The sequence below is a fragment of the Stenotrophomonas sp. genome (assembly GCF_032056425.1).
Taxonomy (GTDB): domain Bacteria; phylum Pseudomonadota; class Gammaproteobacteria; order Xanthomonadales; family Xanthomonadaceae; genus Stenotrophomonas.
Map to the genome: position 1 here is coordinate 1 of NZ_DAMBCN010000027.1, position 15,301 is coordinate 15,301.

Annotated in this window: 13 protein-coding genes; 6 read left to right on the top strand and 7 right to left on the bottom strand. The window is 66.8% G+C overall.

Translation table 11 applies throughout. From position 1 onward, the window contains the following. Nucleotides 1-415: 415 nt before the first annotated feature. A complete protein-coding gene (gene hemC, locus RTY46_RS16100; protein WP_312709639.1) occupies nucleotides 416-1,327 on the top strand; it encodes a hydroxymethylbilane synthase in 912 nt (303 codons plus the stop codon). A gap of 117 nt (nucleotides 1,328-1,444) precedes the next feature. Here the strand turns inward: hemC and RTY46_RS16105 are convergent, their stop codons facing one another. Next, nucleotides 1,445-2,221 (bottom strand): DUF481 domain-containing protein, encoded by a 777-nt coding sequence (locus tag RTY46_RS16105; RefSeq protein ID WP_312709640.1) that lies wholly within the window; start codon nucleotides 2,219-2,221, stop codon nucleotides 1,445-1,447. Between the two features lie 106 nt (nucleotides 2,222-2,327). Then, on the bottom strand, nucleotides 2,328-2,927 hold the full coding sequence (locus RTY46_RS16110) for a hypothetical protein (protein WP_312709641.1): 600 nt from the start codon (nucleotides 2,925-2,927) through the stop codon (nucleotides 2,328-2,330). Nucleotides 2,928-3,008: 81 nt separating this feature from the next. On the opposite strand from RTY46_RS16110, the gene RTY46_RS16115 reads away from it, so the two are divergent. Together RTY46_RS16115 and RTY46_RS16120 are read left to right on the top strand one after the other, a co-directional pair. Next, on the top strand, nucleotides 3,009-3,980 hold the full coding sequence (locus RTY46_RS16115; RefSeq protein WP_108750356.1) for a YafY family protein: 972 nt from the start codon (nucleotides 3,009-3,011) through the stop codon (nucleotides 3,978-3,980). Nucleotides 3,981-4,009: 29 nt separating this feature from the next. Continuing rightward, a complete protein-coding gene (locus RTY46_RS16120; protein WP_312709642.1) occupies nucleotides 4,010-4,804 on the top strand; it encodes a MetQ/NlpA family ABC transporter substrate-binding protein in 795 nt (264 codons plus the stop codon). Between the two features lie 71 nt (nucleotides 4,805-4,875). Here the strand turns inward: RTY46_RS16120 and glpK are convergent, their stop codons facing one another. The 3 genes from glpK to RTY46_RS16135 form a co-directional block, all read right to left on the bottom strand. Continuing rightward, entirely contained in the window at nucleotides 4,876-6,375 is a 1,500-nt protein-coding gene (gene glpK, locus RTY46_RS16125) for a glycerol kinase GlpK (protein WP_312709643.1), read from the bottom strand. 135 nt (nucleotides 6,376-6,510) lie between these two features. Further along, nucleotides 6,511-7,992 carry a glycerol-3-phosphate dehydrogenase gene (glpD, locus tag RTY46_RS16130; protein WP_312709644.1) on the bottom strand — a complete coding sequence of 494 codons (1,482 nt, stop codon included), beginning with the start codon at nucleotides 7,990-7,992 and terminating at the stop codon, nucleotides 6,511-6,513. A 179-nt stretch (nucleotides 7,993-8,171) separates the two neighbouring features. Beyond that, nucleotides 8,172-8,804 (bottom strand): OmpW family outer membrane protein, encoded by a 633-nt coding sequence (locus RTY46_RS16135; protein WP_312709646.1) that lies wholly within the window; start codon nucleotides 8,802-8,804, stop codon nucleotides 8,172-8,174. A gap of 153 nt (nucleotides 8,805-8,957) precedes the next feature. Between RTY46_RS16135 and RTY46_RS16140 the strand changes: the two genes are divergently transcribed. From RTY46_RS16140 to lpdA, 3 genes are all read left to right on the top strand, one after another. Continuing rightward, nucleotides 8,958-9,506, top strand: coding sequence for a DNA-deoxyinosine glycosylase (locus RTY46_RS16140; RefSeq protein WP_312709648.1), 549 nt, complete (start codon nucleotides 8,958-8,960; stop codon nucleotides 9,504-9,506). A gap of 167 nt (nucleotides 9,507-9,673) precedes the next feature. Continuing rightward, entirely contained in the window at nucleotides 9,674-11,377 is a 1,704-nt protein-coding gene (gene aceF, locus RTY46_RS16145) for a dihydrolipoyllysine-residue acetyltransferase (RefSeq protein WP_312709649.1), read from the top strand. Between the two features lie 106 nt (nucleotides 11,378-11,483). Further along, nucleotides 11,484-13,292: a dihydrolipoyl dehydrogenase gene (gene lpdA / locus RTY46_RS16150; protein ID WP_312709651.1), complete on the top strand. Its 1,809-nt coding sequence runs from the start codon at nucleotides 11,484-11,486 to the stop codon at nucleotides 13,290-13,292. Nucleotides 13,293-13,385: 93 nt separating this feature from the next. On the opposite strand, the gene RTY46_RS16155 is transcribed toward lpdA, so the two are convergent. Both RTY46_RS16155 and RTY46_RS16160 read right to left on the bottom strand, forming a co-directional pair. Further along, nucleotides 13,386-13,652, bottom strand: coding sequence for a hypothetical protein (locus RTY46_RS16155; RefSeq protein WP_312709653.1), 267 nt, complete (start codon nucleotides 13,650-13,652; stop codon nucleotides 13,386-13,388). 426 nt (nucleotides 13,653-14,078) lie between these two features. After that, on the bottom strand, nucleotides 14,079-14,897 hold the full coding sequence (locus RTY46_RS16160; protein ID WP_199934349.1) for a hypothetical protein: 819 nt from the start codon (nucleotides 14,895-14,897) through the stop codon (nucleotides 14,079-14,081). Nucleotides 14,898-15,301 lie beyond the last annotated feature (404 nt).

Here is a 15,301-nt window from a genome sequence, read left to right on the forward strand (position 1 = left end):
CACGAGGGGCTCCGCCGTTGGCCGTATCCGCGCCGGAGGCGCGATGCGCCACACCGCTGGAACTTCCCGGCGTCGGACGGCAAGAGCCGAGTTGTTATCGGGCGGGGAAAGAGGGGTCAGATCCCTTTTCCTGCGGAAAAGGGATCTGACCCCGGAGGTCACCGGCTGTTGCTGTTGCTCTGCTTTTTCTTTTGATCTTCCGTGGCGGCGGCGCACGGAAACTGTCAGAGGCCGGGGCAGTGGGGTCAGGCGGGGTGTCCGCGGCATGGATGCCGCGGCCAAGCCCCCATGGATGGGTTAACGGCGTCCCCGCCTGACCCCACCGCCCCGGCCACGCGCGATAGATCCAATCAGCCGACGCCACGAGGGGCTTCGCCGTTGGCCGTATCCGCGCCGGAGGCGCGATAATGTGCTGATGGAAACCGTCCGCATCGCCACCCGCAAGAGCCCGCTCGCCCTCTGGCAGAGCGAACACGTCGCCGACCGCCTGCGCCAGGCCCATCCCGGCCTGCACGTGGAACTGGTACCGATGAGCACCCGCGGCGATGAGGTGCTGGACCGCTCGCTGGCCGCCATCGGCGGCAAGGGCTTGTTCCTGAAGGAACTGGAGCTGGCCATGCTGCGCGGTGAAGCCGATTGCGCGGTGCATTCGCTGAAGGATGTGCCGATGGAACTGGATGCGCCTTTTGCGCTGCCGGCCATGCTGACCCGGCACGATCCGGCCGATGGTTTCGTTTCCAATCTCTATGCCTCGCTGGATGCGCTGCCGATCGGTGCCCGCGTGGGCACGTCGTCGCTGCGCCGCCAGGCCCAGTTGCGTGCACTGCGCCCAGACCTGCATCTGCTCGACCTGCGCGGCAACGTGAACACGCGCCTGGCCAAGCTGGACAATGGCGGCTACGACGCCATCGTGCTGGCAGTGGCTGGGCTGGAGCGTCTGGGCCTGGGCAATCGCATCGTGGCCCGCCTGCAGCCGCCGCAATGGCTGCCGGCGCCGGCACAGGGTGCGGTGGCGGTGGAATGCGATGGTGGTAACGCGCGTCTGATGGCTCTGTTTGCCGGCCTGGACGATGCGGCCACGCGCGCCTGCGTGGAGGCCGAGCGGGCGATGAACCGTGCGCTGCATGGCAGCTGCCATGTGCCGGTGGCGGCCATCGCGCAATGGCAGGGGGAGGACCTGCACCTGCAGGGCCTGGTCGGCAGCGCCAGTGACGGCCGCGCGGTGCGGGCCGAGGCAGTCGGGCCGGGCAGCGATCCGAATGCACTGGGCCAGCAGGTGGCGAAGATGCTGCTGGATGCCGGCGCCGGCGAACTATTGAACGTCTGACCGGACCGGGATTCCGTAGCGTCGAGCTTGCTCGACTGCTTCTTCTGTAGAGTCGAGCCATGCTCGACTGCTGTTGGCCAGGCAGTCGAGCATGGCTCGACGCTACAGAAGCGTTTCTTATTTGAACTTGTAGACCACGTTCATCGTGGTCAGGGTATCGGTCTTGCGCTTGTCGTCGGCCACGTCGCTGTTGTAACGCGCCTGCCAGCCGGCCTTCAGCGCCAGATGCTCGTTCATGCTCACCGACACGCCGAAGTCATTCTGGCCGAAGGTGTTGTACGAGCCCGATTCCACCAGCAGGTTGTTGATCAGATCGGTGTTGTCGGTCAGCGAATACTTCAGCTCGAACTGGCCCTGGCCGATCAGGCCGGTGCGGGTGCTGTCGTCTTCGGTGCTGTGGGTGCGGCTGACACCCGGGCCGATCAAGGCGTCGAAGGAGAAGCGTTCGGTATTCCACAGGCGGGTGCCGTAGCCCAGGCCGAACGAGCTGCGGCGGTCGTAGGTGGCGAAGTCATCGCGCTCGAATCGCACCTTGGCCGACAGCTGGCGGTGCTCGCCCAGCTGCAGCGCGCTGCCGGCGCTGCCGGTGTAACGGTTGGCCGTGGTGTTGGTGCGGCGCGTGGTGGTGCCGTCGTCGTTGGTTTCGGTCACCTTGGAACTGGAGCGCAGGCCGAACAGGTCCATGGTGTGCACCCAGTCATCATCGGTGTAGCGCAGGCGCAGGCTGCCATTGAAGCTCTCGGTGCTGCTGTTGCCGCGTGCCGACGCGAAGCCCAGCTCGCCGCCGCTGCCACTCCATGGCGAGGTCATCGCCGCAAGCTCGGATGCGTCCTGCGCGTAGGCCAGCGGCGCGCACAGCAGCAGGGGGACCAGCAGGGACAAACGCAGGGACATCAAGGCTTCTCCGAAGCGGTTAACAACCCGTGATGATACTGGATGGCCGATGACAGGCCGACCCTCTTTGCCAGGCGCTTCAGCAGCCGTTGCTGGCATCGCCTATTCAGGGCAGATCGACGCGCAGGGCAGGGTCGTTGAAGCGCGAATAGCGCAGCCGCAGCTGGTAGGGGCCGTCCTGGGCGGTGCCGCTGCGCAGGATCTGCCGCGGCAGGCCCTGGTCGTCCACCCAGTAGTCCAGGTGTTCGCCGGGGCCGCTGCGCAGCCGGTAATGGCGCGTGCTCACCCCGTCCAGCGTCTGGCTGCCCAGGTCCTCCACCTGCAGGGCGGCCGGATCGGCATCGGCCGGCAGTGGGCTGCGCCACTGCTCCAGGGCGCCGGCCGGCAGCGGCACCTGGCGGATGGCGCCTTCGGCCTGCAGGAACAAGGTGTCGCCGATGATGATCTGCGCACCGGCCGGGGTCTGCACGCGGAAGCGGTCCGGGGCCACGAAGTCCATCGCGCTGCGCACCGGGCGCGGGCCGCCGCGCACGTCCAGTTCGGCATGGAAGCTGCGCAGGGCGGCAAAGCGCTGGCTGGCCGCCAGCACCGCCTGGGCGGCGTTGGCGGCGGGAACCGGTGCGGCAGCAGGCGCGGGCGCGGGGGCGCGATCGCAGCCGGCCAGCAGCAGGCAGGCCAGCAGGGGCAGGGCGGGCAACCGGCGCATCGGGGTGTCCATGGGGCAGGGGGCGCCCACGATAGCCCAAAGCCCCCACACAACGCCCGCGACTCGGACATAATCGGGGGTATGGACCGATACGAACGCATCACCGCCCTGCATCGTCTGCTCAAGTCCGCTCGCTACCCGGTGACGGTGGCGACGCTGCAGGACAAGCTGGCGTGTTCCCGCGCCACCGTCTACCGCGATCTGGCCTTCCTGCGCGATGCGCTGATGGCGCCGATCGAGGGCGACGGCGAGGCCGGCTTCCGTTACCAGGCCGATGAAAGCGACCGCTTCGAACTGCCCGGGCTGTGGCTCAGTTCCGAAGAGCTGCATGCCCTGCTGGCCTCGCAGCACCTGCTGGCGCGCACCGGCGGCGGCGTATTGTCGTCGGTACTGGCGCCGCTGCAGCAGCGCATCGAGGGCCTGCTGGCCGCCCAGGCCGGAGTGTCCAGCTGGCCGGTGGACCGCGTGCGGGTCATTCCGCACCGTGGCCGCAAGTTCGACGAAGCCAGTTTCCGCACCGTGGCTTCGGCCGTGCTGGAGCGCAAGCAGCTGGCCTTCGAGTACCGCGCCCGCTCCACCGACGAGCCGACCCGGCGCACCGTGTCACCGCAGCGCCTGACCCACTACCGCGACAACTGGTACCTGGATGCGTGGGACCACGACCGCGAAGCCCTGCGCAGTTTCGCCGTCGATCGCGTGTACAAGGCGCGGGTGGTGGATGAAGGCGCCAGGGACGTGGCCGACACCGAGCTGGACGAACAGCTGGGCGCCAGCTACGGCATCTTCTCCGGCGCGCCCAAGGGCTGGGCGACCATCCTGTTCAGCGCCAAGGCGGCGCGCTGGGTGGCAGACGAACACTGGCATTCCAAGCAGCAGGGGCGTTTTCTGCCCGATGGCCGCTATGAACTGAAAGTGCCCTACAGTGTTTCGCGCGAGCTGCTGATGGATGTGCTGCACTACGGCTCCGACGCCGAGATCGTTGAACCGGTGATGCTGCGCGAGCAGGCCAAGGCGCTGCTTGACCTGGCCCTGAGCAACTACGAAAAATCCTGACCCTCCCCCCCGAGAGATCTCCTGCACCCATGAAGAAGACCCTGTTGCTGCCCCTGTTCGCCGCTGCGCTGGCCCTGACTGCCTGCGGCAAGTCCGGCGAACCCTCACAGAAGCTGGTGGTGGCTGCCACGGCGGTGCCGCACGCGGAGATCCTCGACGTGGTCAAGCCGATCCTGAAGCAGGAAGGTGTGGAGCTGGACGTGCGCGTGTTCAACGACTACGTGCAGCCCAACGACCAGCTGGTGCAGAAGCAGGTGGACGCCAACTACTTCCAGACCGAGCCGTACCTGGACGCCTACAACCGCGATCGCAAGACCGACCTGACCAAGGTGATCGGGGTGCACATCGAACCCTTCGGTGCCTATTCGCGCAAGGTGAAGTCGCTGGCCGAGCTGCGCGAGGGCGCCGACGTGGTCATCCCCAACGATCCCAGCAACAACAGCCGCGCGCTGATCCTGCTGCACAAGGCCGGGGTGATCGAACTGAAGGACCCGACCAACGCGCTTTCGACCCAGCGTGACATCGTGTCCAACCCGAAGAAGCTGAAATTCCGCGAGCTGGATTCGGCCATGCTGCCGCGTGTCCTGGACCAGGTGGACCTGGCGCTGATCAACACCAACTACGCGCTGGATGCCGGCCTGAACCCGACCCAGGATGCGCTGGCGATCGAAAGCAAGGATTCGCCGTACGTGAACTTCCTGGTGGCGCGCCCGGACAACAAGGACGATGCTCGCGTGCAGAAGCTGGCCAAGGCGCTGACCAGCCTGCAGGTGAAGGCCTTCATCGAAACCAAGTACAAGGGCTCGGTGCTGCCGGCGTTCTGATGGTGGGGGGGGCCGCCGGGCGATGCCCGGCGGGTTCGGGATTCGCCGGGCATGGCCCGGCGCTACCGATCTCAATCGACGTGGAAGGCCAGCGTTGCGGCCACCGCCTGCTGCCAGCCGGCATAAAGTTTTTCGCGGCGGGCCGCCTCCATCTGCGGCTCGAAGCGGCGGTCCAGGCCCCACTGCGCGGCAATCTGCTCGCGGCTTTCCCAGAAGCCCACTGCCAGCCCGGCCAGATAGGCTGCACCCAAGGCGGTGGTCTCGGTCAGTCGCGGCCGCAGCAACGGCACGCCCAGGATGTCGGCCTGGAACCCGGCCAGGAAATCGTTGGCGATCGCACCGCCGTCGGCGCGCAGTTCGCTCAGCGCGATCCCGGCGTCGGACTGCATGGCATCCAGCACGTCGCGGGTCTGGTAGGCCATGGATTCCAGAGCGGCACGCGCGAAGTGCGCCTTGCTGGTGCCGCGTGACAGGCCGAACATCGCCCCACGCACGTCGCTGCGCCAGTAGGGTGCGCCCAGGCCCACGAAGGCCGGCACCAGATACACGCCGCCGCTGTCGGGCACCTGCGCGGCCAGTGCCTGGCTCTGGCTGGCATGATCGATCATGCGCAGTCCGTCGCGCAGCCACTGCACCACCGAACCGGCCACGAAGATCGAGCCCTCCAGTGCGTATTCCACCTTGCCGTGCAGGCCCCAGGCGATGGTGGTGAGCAGGCCGTTGCGTGAACGCACCGCCTGTTCGCCGGTGTGCATCAGCATGAAACAGCCGGTGCCATAGGTGTTCTTGACCCGCCCGGGGGTGAAGCAGGCCTGGCCGAACAGCGCGGCCTGCTGGTCGCCGGCGATGCCGGCAATGGGAATGGGGTGGTCGAAGAAGAACTGCGGCCGCGTATGTGCGTACACCGCACTGGAATCGCATACCTGCGGCAGCATGGCGCGCGGGATGTCCAGCAGCGCCAGCAGGTCATCGTCCCAATCCAGCGTGTGGATGTTGAACAGCAGCGTGCGCGCGGCGTTGCTGTAGTCGGTCACGTGGGCCTGGCCACCGCTCAGGTTCCACACCAGCCAGCTGTCGATGGTGCCGAACAGCAGCTCGCCACGTTCGGCGCGCTGCTGCGCACCGGGCACCTGGTCCAGGATCCAGCGCACCTTCGTGGCGGAAAAATAGGCGTCGATCAGCAGGCCGGTGCGCTCGCGCACCAGTGCTTCGTGGCCATCGGCGCGCAGGCGCTCGCAGATGGCCTGGCTCTGCCGCGACTGCCAGACAATGGCGTTGTGGATCGGCTGGCCGGTGGCGCGGTCCCACACCACGGTGGTTTCGCGCTGGTTGGTGATGCCCAGCGCCGCGATCTGGCGCGGATCGATCTGTTCGCGGCTGAGCAGTTCGGTCAGTGTGGCGTAGACACTGGTCAGGATTTCGCGCGGGTCATGTTCGACCCAGCCCGGCTGGGGGAAGATCTGCGCGAACTCGCGCTGCGCGCTGCCGACGATATCGCCGGCGTGATCGAACAGGATGGCGCGTGAACTGGTGGTGCCCTGGTCGATGGCCAGCACGTAGCGGGGCGTCATGGGGCGTCTCCGGTGGCGATGGGGAAATCGTACGGCATCGCCAGGGGCGGTGCGGTGTGTGGGGGTGCCTGGGATGCGGATGGGCTGCGGGGATGCGGGAATGCTTGCGATCTGTAGAGTCGAGCAAGCTCGACGCTACGGGGCCTGCATCCAGGTCTGCAGGCGCGCTACCTGCGCTGAGTCCAGGCGCAGGCCCAGCTTGCTCCGGCGCCACACTACGTCATCTGCGCTGCGTGCCCATTCGTGTTCGCGCAGGAAGGTCACTTCGCGTGCATGCAGGCCCGCACCGAAATCTTCGCCCAGTGCGTGCAGATCGTGCGCGTCCTCCAGCAGTTCGGCGCTGCGGCTGCCGTAGGCGTGGGCCCAGCGTTGCGCCAGACCGGCAGGCAACCACGGCGCGCGCTGCTGCAGTTGCTGGCGGGCCTGCGCCGCATCTCCCCAGTCGCTGCCGGGCAGGGCAGGACCGTGTGCCGTCCAGGCCGGTCCCATCTGCGGCAGGGCGCTGCGCAGCAGCTCCAGGGCCTGTTCGGCCAGCACCCGGTAGGTGGTCAGCTTGCCGCCCAGCACATGCAGCGCCGCAGCACCCTCGTCCTGCAACTGCAGCCGGTAGTCGCGGCTCAGGCGTGCTGCGCGCGGGTCCGGGTCGGCCAGCAATGGGCGCACCCCGGCAAAGTGCCAGACCACCTGCGACGGCGTGGCCGGATTGCGCAGATAGCGGCTGGCTGCGGCGCACAGGTAGTCGATCTCTTCAGGCAGCACCGTGCAGCGGGCCGGGTCGCCGTGGTAGTCGGTATCGGTGGTGCCGACCAGCAGATGGTCGCCGGCGAAGGGCAGCAGGAACACCACGCGACCATCGGGCTGCTGCAGCAGGCAGGCGCTGTGGCCGGGCCAGGGCCGGCGCAGAACGATATGGCTGCCCTGCACCAGGCGCAGGGCCGGGGTACCCCTGTCGCCCTGCATCTGCTGCAGCAGGCTGCCGGCCCAGGGGCCAGCGGCGTTCACCACGGCGTGGGCATGCACGGCGAAGGGCGGTTCGGCGGCGGTCTGCAGCTGCGCCTGCCAGTGCGTGCCGTGCCGCTCTACCTGCAGGCAGCGGGTGCGGGTGAGGACGCGCGCGCCGCGGTGGGCGGCATCGAGCGCATTGAGCAGCACCAGGCGTGCGTCATCCACCTGCGCGTCGGCATAGCTGAAGCCCTGCTGCAGATGCGGCTGCAGCAGCGCGCCCAGCGGGTCGGCCTGGATGTCCAGCGCACGTGCCGCAGGGAAGGCAGGGCTGCGCTGGCCCAGGTGGTCGTACAGCCACAGCCCCAGCCGCAGCATCCAGCGCGGCCGCAGGTGCGGTTCCCATGGCAGTACGAAGCGCAGTGGCTGCACCAGGAACGGGGCCTGGCGGCGAACGACTTCGCGTTCGCCCAGTGCCTTGCGCACCAGCGCGAACTCCCCCTGTTCCAGGTAGCGCAGGCCGCCGTGGATCAGCTTGCTGCTGGCACTGGAAGTGTGTGCGGCCAGGTCGTGTTGTTCGCACAACAGCACGCGCAGGCCACGGCCGCTGGCATCACGGGCAATGCCGGCACCGTTGATGCCGCCGCCGATCACCAGCAGGTCTACCTCGTGCATGGAGCTCCCGTGTGTCCAGGTAGAGTCGAGCTTGCTCGACTGCTGGAGAAACAGTCGAGCAAGCTCGACTCTACAGAAAACGGCAGTCGAGCAAGCTCGACTCTACAGAATGCGGGTGACGGAAACGACGACGGGCCCCGCAGGGCCCGTCGCGTTATTGCAGTGAAGCGGGTAGGTGCTTAGAAGCGGGCACCGATACCCACGCCTACGGTCCACGGGTCGACCTTGGCTTCACCCACCTTCACGCCATCGATCTTCACGTCCGGGCGCGAGCGCATGTAGCGCGCGTCAGCACGGGCGAACCAGGTGGAGTTGATGTTCATGTCCACGCCAACGGTGCCGATCACGCCCTTGGCATCCTTCAGGCGGATGTCCGACGTGGTGCCATCGGACAGCGATTCATTGCTGAAAGCCGACTGGAAATAGCCCACGCCCACGAACGGACGGAACACGTTGTCCGCCTGGCCGAAGTGGTACTGGCCGCTCAGCGCGACCGGCTGCTGCTCGACGTTGCCCAGGCGGGCGTCGCCCGGACCCTTCACGCGGTGGTCGAACTTGTCGGCGGCGCCCCACAGTTCAACGGCCCAGTTGTCGTTGACGTAGTAGCTGAAGCTGACGGTCGGCGCCGGGCCACCATCGACCTTCTTCACGCCTTCAATGGGATCGTTCTTCGGCTGCAGCAGCGTCACGCCGCCAACCACGGCAAAATGCTTGCCCGAAGCGGTGTCGGTGCTGCTGTCCTGGGCGAAAGCGGCCGGCGCAAAGGCGGCGGAGGTCAGCAGGGCGAGGCTCAGAATACGGATGGAGCGCATGGGGGAATCTCCTGATGTTTCTTGTTTTAAGCCCCCGGTTGCGGGGCGAGGACACCGTAGTCGCCCCAACATGAATCGAATCCGACGCGCGTTAAAAAATGGTTGTCCTTGTTCAGCGAGCAGCGCGAAAGTGCTGTTTCAAAGGGGTTTTTGATGCGTCCTGATATTCATGCTGTTGGAGACGATGTGAGTGTCGAACACCTGTGCATCGGCTTTCCTGCGCAGGTGAACGACGACTGTCGCGTGTTGTTGCTCGGTTCGATGCCGGGCGTGGCATCGCTGCAGGAACAGCAGTACTACGCGCACCCGCGCAATCGGTTCTGGCCGCTGCTGGGCGCCCTGTGCGGTTTCGATGCGGACCTGCCGTACGCGCAGCGCCTGCACGCGCTGGCCGTTGCGCGGGTGGGGCTGTGGGATGTGATCGGCCAGTGCCAGCGGCGTGGCAGCCTGGATGCGGACATCGTGCGCGGCAGCGAAGTGCCCAATGCGCTGCCCGCCCTGATCGCGGGCCTGCCGTCGCTGGTGCTGATCGGCTGCAATGGTGCCGCCGCCGCGCAGGCCTTCCGGCGCTGGGTGCTGCCGCAGCTGGTGGCGCCGCCGCCGGTGCTGGCCTTGCCCTCCACCAGCCCCGCCAATGCCGCCTGGTCCTTGCCCCGCCTGCGCCAGGCCTGGCAGCCCGTGGCCGATGCGCTGGCGACATGAAGCGGACATCGACGGGACAATACGCTACCGACTGGAAGGCCGCGCAGGCCCGTGGCAACAGCGTGTCCCGGTGGCGTGCGTACTGAAAACACCTGTAACGGTTGGCGCTGGCCCCCGCTGGCCGCACAATAGACGTTTCCCTACACCAGATTGCCGGAGTTATCCCCATGGCCGAAATCAAGGAAGCACTTGTCCCCGATATCGGTGACTACAGCGATATCCCGGTAATCGAGGTGCTTGTCGCCGTCGGCGATACGGTCAAGAAGGACCAAGGCCTGGTCACGCTGGAAAGCGACAAGGCCACCATGGAAGTGCCGTCCTCGGTCGCCGGTGTGGTCAAGGAAATCAAGGTCAAGGTCGGCGACAACCTGTCCGAGGGCAAGGTCGTGGCGCTGATCGAAGTGGCTGAAGGCGAGGCGGCCAAGCCGGCCGCTGCCGCCCCGGCCCCGGCCAAGGCCGCTGCGCCGGCCGCTGCCACCCAGACCGCGCCGGCCCCGGCTGCTGCTGCCCCGGCCGCCAGCGGCGGTGCGGTGGAAGCCCTGGTGCCGGACATCGGTGATTACACCGACATCCCGGTCATCGAAGTGCTGGTCGCCGTCGGCGATACGGTCAAGAAGGACCAGGGCCTGGTCACGCTGGAAAGCGACAAGGCCACCATGGAAGTGCCGTCCTCGGTCGCTGGCGTGGTCAAGGAACTGAAGGTCAAGGTCGGCGACACCCTGTCGCAGGGTGCCGTGGTCGCCATCATCGAAGCTGAGGGCGCCGCCGCGCCGGCCCCGAGCAAGGCCGCCGCTGCCGCCGCCCCGGCCGCTGCCGAGACCGCCACCAAGGTCGAGCCGGTCGCCGTGCCGGCCCAGCCGGACAAGCTGGCCGCGCGCGAAATCGCCTCGGCCGGTACGCCGACCAGCCCGCCGGTGCAGTTCAACGCCGATGGCGTGCTGCCGGCCAAGGTGCCGTACGCCACCCCGGCCGTGCGCGTGTTCGCCCGCGAACTGGGCGTGGACCTGCTGCAGATCAGCGGCACCGAAAAGGGCGGCCGCATCACCAAGGGTGACGTGCAGAAGTTCGTCAAGGCTGCACTCAGCGGTGGCGTGCCGGCTGCCGGCGGTGCCGCCGCTGCTGCCGGTGGTGGCCTGAACCTGCTGCCGTGGCCGAAGGTCGACTTCAGCAAGTTCGGTGAGACCGAAGTGCAGCCGCTGTCGCGCATCAAGAAGATCTCCGGCGCGAACCTGGCCCGCAACTGGGCCATGATTCCGCACGTCACCCAGTTCGAACAGGCCGACATCACTGACCTGGAAGGCCTGCGCGTGGCGCTGAACAAGGAAAACGAGAAGGCCGGCATCAAGCTGACCATGCTCGCCTTCCTGATCAAGGCCAGTGCCGCGGCACTGAAGAAGTTCCCGGAATTCAACGCCTCGCTCGATGCCAGCGGTGAAAACCTGACCCTGAAGAAGTACTTCCACATCGGCTTTGCCGCCGATACGCCGAACGGCCTGGTCGTGCCGGTCATCCGCGACGTGGACAAGAAGGGCGTGGTGCAGATCGCGCAGGAAACCACCGAACTGGCCAAGAAGGCCCGCGACGGCAAGCTGGGCCCGGCCGACATGAGCGGCGGCTGCTTCTCGATCAGCTCGCTGGGCGGCATCGGTGGCACCGCGTTCACCCCGATCGTCAATGCGCCGGAAGTGGCCATCCTGGGCGTGTCCAAGTCCTCCATCCAGCCGGTCTGGAATGGCAAGGAATTCGCGCCGAAGCTGATGCTGCCGCTGTCGCTGAGCTACGACCACCGCGTCATCGATGGCGCCCTGGCCGCACGCTTCACCACGTACCTGTCGCAGGTACTGGCCGACATGCGCCGCGTGCTGCTGTAAGGCGCCGCTTCGCCCCCACCGTGCGGCCGCTGCCCCCGGCGCGGCCGCGTGAACAGATGCAGTGACAGCCCGCCGGCCACGCCGGGCGGGCACGAGGAAAACCACCATGGCCACGATTGAAGTCAAGGTTCCCGACATCGGCGATTACAGCGATGTGCCGGTGATCGAAGTGTTGGTCGCCGTCGGCGATACGGTGAAGAAGGACCAGGGTCTGGTGACCCTGGAATCGGACAAGGCCACCCTGGAAGTGCCGTCGTCGGCCGCCGGTGTGGTCAAGGAAATCAAGGTCAAGCTGGGCGACACGCTGTCCGAGGGCGCCGTGGTCGTGCTGCTGGACGCTGAAGGCGCCGCCGAAGCCCCGGCCAAGGCCGCCGCGCCGGCCCCGGCAGCGGCCGCCCCGGCCAGCAAGCCGCCGGTGACCCCGTCGCACCGCGCCCCGGCCGAGCCGGCGGCACCGAAGCCGGCGCTGTCCAGCGGCAAGCCGGCCGACATCGAATGCGAAATGGTCGTGTTGGGTTCGGGCCCGGGCGGCTACACTGCCGCTTTCCGCGCCGCCGACGTCGGCCTGGACACGGTGCTGGTCGAGCGCTACGCCAGCCTTGGCGGCGTCTGCCTCAATGTGGGCTGCATTCCGTCCAAGGCCCTGCTGCACGCTGCCGCGGTCATCGACGAAGTGGCCCATGCCGGCGATTTCGGCGTCGAATTCGGCAAGCCGACCATCACCCTGGACAAGCTGCGCCAGTACAAGGAAAAGGTCGTCAACCAGCTGACCAAGGGCCTGGCCGGCATGGCCAAGCAGCGCAAGGTCCGCAGCGTGCAGGGCGTGGGCAAGTTTGTTTCGGCCAACGAGCTGGAAATCACCGCCGCTGACGGCAGCACCCAGCTGCTGCGCTTCCAGAAGTGCATCATCGCCGCCGGTTCGCAGGCGGTGAAGCTGCCCAACTTCCCGTGGGACGACAAGCGCGTAATGGATTCCACCGACGCGCTGGAGCTGGCCGAAGTGCCGGGCTCGCTGCTGGTCGTCGGCGGCGGCATCATCGGCCTGGAAATGGCCACCGTGTATGGCGCGCTGGGCAGCAAGGTCACCGTGGTCGAGTTCATGGACCAGCTGATGCCGGGCGCTGACAAGGACCTGGTCAAGCCGCTGGCCGACCGCCTGAAGAAGCAGGGCATTGAAGTGCACCTGAAGACCAAGGCGTCGGGCGTCACCGCCGATGCCAAGGGCATCACGGTCACCTTCGAGGCCGCCGAGGAGGGCCAGGCGCCGGCGTTGGCGCAGGGTACCTTCGACCGCGTGCTGGTGGCCGTGGGCCGCTCGCCGAACGGCAAGAAGATCGATGCCGAGAAGGCTGGCGTGCAGGTCACCGAGCGCGGCTTCATTCCGGTGGACCGGCAGATGCGCACCAACGTGCCGCACATCTTTGCCATCGGTGACATCGTCGGCAACCCGATGCTGGCCCACAAGGCCACGCACGAGGGCAAGCTGGCCGCTGAAGTGGCTGCCGGTCACAAGAAGGAATGGGTCGCCCGCGTGATTCCGTCGGTGGCCTACACCAACCCGGAAATCGCCTGGGTGGGCGTGACCGAGACCGAAGCCAAGGCCAAAGGCCTGAAGGTGGGCGTAGCCAAGTTCCCGTGGGCCGCCAGCGGCCGTGCGATCGGCATCGGTCGTACCGAGGGCTTTACCAAGCTGATCTTCGACGAAGAGACCCACCGCATCATCGGTGGTGCCATCGTCGGCGTGCACGCCGGTGACCTGCTGGCCGAAATCGGCCTGGCCATCGAGATGGGTGCCGAAGCCGAAGACATCGGCCACACCATCCATGCGCACCCGACGCTGAGCGAATCGGTGGCGATGGCCTCGGAAATCTACGACGGCACGATCACCGATCTGTACATGCCGAAGAAGAAATAACGCGCCTGCGCGTTGCACACAAAAAACCCGGCGAAAGCCGGGTTTTTTGTGGTCGACCGTGAGGCCGACGCGGGCTGGATCGCAGCCCTTCGCTTACCAGATGCCGCAGGCGTTTACCCGGTGGCCCATCGGGATGCGACTGCGCGCCAGGTTTGCAGCCTCGGTCGCAGAGCGCGCCCAGACGTTCGAAATGACGTAAGCCGGGCCGCCGGGCTGCTCGATCACACACTTGTAGTACTGGTATTCGGCCTGGAACACCGCCAGCAGGCCGTTGGTGGGCTGGGTAGCAAGGGCGGGTGCCGAAGCGGTGGCGATGGACAGCGCCAGCATCAGGCCAGCGAGAGAGGGAAGAATCTTCATGGGCATTACCTGCATGTGGAAGGAGCCGCCGACGCGGCGATTCGCATCGGCCCATGCAGTGTAGAAATCGTTCAGGCCGGGGACCGGCCTGAGATCACGGTCGCCTTGTTTTCGCTCCGTTTTAGGACTGCGAACGTCCCGATCCGTGCACTGGGCCGCAGCTCGGTGGTTGCCTCACGCGGCGAACGTGGTGCTTGACCGTGGATGGGCGCGATCAAACGTGCTGATTGCGACGGCTCCGGTTGTTTCCAGCGAACCGGCAGCTGACGCGTCGCGGTAGAGTCGACTATCGCGCGCAGCGCGCGCCTTCAGGCAGTCCCGCGAAGGGCAGTCGACTGACAGGCGACTCAACCGCTCCCCACGCGCACAGAAAACGCGGCGCCGGTTGCCCGGGCGCCGCGTTGGAGAGATCTATCTGAGGCTCGATCAGAAGGTCAGGCTGATGCCAGCGATCGGGCCCTTGAACTCCTGCTTCAGGCCCACGACGCCGTCGCTGCCCTTCTGGTCGACGTCCAGCTTGAACCAGTCATAGCCGGCAAACACGCCGAAGGTCTCGGTGAAGCGGTATTCGACGATGGCATTGGCACGGCTCAGGTCGCCGTCATAGTCGTCGAAGCTGCCCCACTTGGTGTTCAGGTACTGGCCCTGGATGTTGATCAGCCAGCGGTCGGCCGGGGTGAAGCTCAGGCGCGCGCCCACCACCGGTGCCACGCCGCTCTCGCTCTCGTCCAGGAAGCGGCCGTTGTAGACGTTGCCCAGGTCGGCAAAGCCCTTGGCGCTGACCTTGGCCCATTCGGCACCCAGCTGCAGGCCCAGGTCGAACTTCTCGGTGTCCACCACCGAGTAGTCGTACACCAGGCTGGCGACCTGGTACTTCAGCTCGGCCTTGACGAAGCTGCCTTCCGGCACGTTGATCTGGCCGAAGGCGATGCCGTCATCCAGGGTCTCGCGGCGGTCCTTGTCCCACTTGAAGTAGTCGAAGATCAGGCGCTGGCGGTCGCTGACACGGAACACGCCATCAATGCGCGGCTCCCACTCCTTGCCGCCCATCTTGAAGTCTTCGCTGACGTTGACGTCCTGGCCGGCAACGGTGGTGTTGCCACGGATGGTGTTGTCGTTCTCGATGTTCATGGCACCCACGCGCAGCGTGAAGCGCGGATCGCCCTCAGCGGCGTGGGCGGCGTTGGCGAACGAGGCACCGGCGGCGAGCAGCGAGAGAGCGAGCAGGGTGGGTACGGAGCGCATCAGAGGGTCCTTGCAGTGGTTCATTCGGGATGAAGGCCACTGTGCCGGACGCGCGCGTCCACCCTACGTGAACGTATGGTCCACGCCGCGTGGACGGTTCAGCGCGGTCATGACGTTGCAAAGAAGATGGCCCCGGAGCGCGCTTCGGGGCCATCCTGGGACCTGCTGGGCGGAGCATCGACGAGGAAGTGCAGCAGGCAGGTCGAAAGGTCAGACTACCGGCGTGCGGGAAAGTTCCCGCCTGTGCGACCAAAGTTCAATACGCTGCGCTGCAGCATGCGGCGGACGCGATTGTCCCCCCGTTGGGCCCTAAAAAACCTGCCGTTCCCGCAACTTGCAGCTCCCGGGATGAACAGGCAGCGGTTGTCTCGCAAATTGTCCCATTGCTATAATTTGGCGGCTCG

Coding starts and splice junctions, on each gene's coding strand:
- hemC (WP_312709639.1), top strand. CDS start 416: ATGGAAACCGTCCGCATCGCCACCCGCAAGAGCCCGCTCGCCCTCTGG.
- RTY46_RS16105 (WP_312709640.1), bottom strand. CDS start 2,221: ATGTCCCTGCGTTTGTCCCTGCTGGTCCCCCTGCTGCTGTGCGCGCCG.
- RTY46_RS16110 (WP_312709641.1), bottom strand. CDS start 2,927: ATGCGCCGGTTGCCCGCCCTGCCCCTGCTGGCCTGCCTGCTGCTGGCC.
- RTY46_RS16115 (WP_108750356.1), top strand. CDS start 3,009: ATGGACCGATACGAACGCATCACCGCCCTGCATCGTCTGCTCAAGTCC.
- RTY46_RS16120 (WP_312709642.1), top strand. CDS start 4,010: ATGAAGAAGACCCTGTTGCTGCCCCTGTTCGCCGCTGCGCTGGCCCTG.
- glpK (WP_312709643.1), bottom strand. CDS start 6,375: ATGACGCCCCGCTACGTGCTGGCCATCGACCAGGGCACCACCAGTTCA.
- glpD (WP_312709644.1), bottom strand. CDS start 7,992: ATGCACGAGGTAGACCTGCTGGTGATCGGCGGCGGCATCAACGGTGCC.
- RTY46_RS16135 (WP_312709646.1), bottom strand. CDS start 8,804: ATGCGCTCCATCCGTATTCTGAGCCTCGCCCTGCTGACCTCCGCCGCC.
- RTY46_RS16140 (WP_312709648.1), top strand. CDS start 8,958: ATGCGTCCTGATATTCATGCTGTTGGAGACGATGTGAGTGTCGAACAC.
- aceF (WP_312709649.1), top strand. CDS start 9,674: ATGGCCGAAATCAAGGAAGCACTTGTCCCCGATATCGGTGACTACAGC.
- lpdA (WP_312709651.1), top strand. CDS start 11,484: ATGGCCACGATTGAAGTCAAGGTTCCCGACATCGGCGATTACAGCGAT.
- RTY46_RS16155 (WP_312709653.1), bottom strand. CDS start 13,652: ATGAAGATTCTTCCCTCTCTCGCTGGCCTGATGCTGGCGCTGTCCATC.
- RTY46_RS16160 (WP_199934349.1), bottom strand. CDS start 14,897: ATGCGCTCCGTACCCACCCTGCTCGCTCTCTCGCTGCTCGCCGCCGGT.